This window comes from Herbaspirillum sp. WGmk3 (assembly GCF_023952535.1).
In the GTDB taxonomy this organism is placed as follows: Bacteria; Pseudomonadota; Gammaproteobacteria; order Burkholderiales; family Burkholderiaceae_D; genus Herbaspirillum; species Herbaspirillum huttiense.
Genome location: NZ_JAKYWT010000071.1, coordinates 1 through 268 on the forward strand (window position 1 = coordinate 1; position 268 = coordinate 268).

1 pseudogene is annotated in these 268 nt (G+C 61.2%); it reads left to right on the forward strand.

Features of this window, described 5'->3' with window-relative positions:
* Positions 1–268, forward strand: a pseudogene (locus MKD49_RS25985) (hypothetical protein); the annotation flags it as partial.

Below are 268 nucleotides of genomic sequence, written 5' to 3' on the forward strand. Positions count from 1 at the left end.
TGACACGATCAGCCTCGACATTAAGTCCTCGCCGAACTGGCTGGTCATTCGCGGGCGCCGCCTGTGGGACCGCTCCCGTAGCGAGTACCTAGTCGGCACTCAGCCGGTCAAGCTGTACGTCATCCGCCAGATTCCGCTGGAGGATATGCCGTTCCACGCAGCGCGAGCCATCAAGGCCGCGACGGTAGTGTCGTTCCAGAAGTCCTACGATGGCGACGAGCTTAAGATTCAGAGCGCGCAGCAGGAGTACGCTTCTGCTCGGACGTTC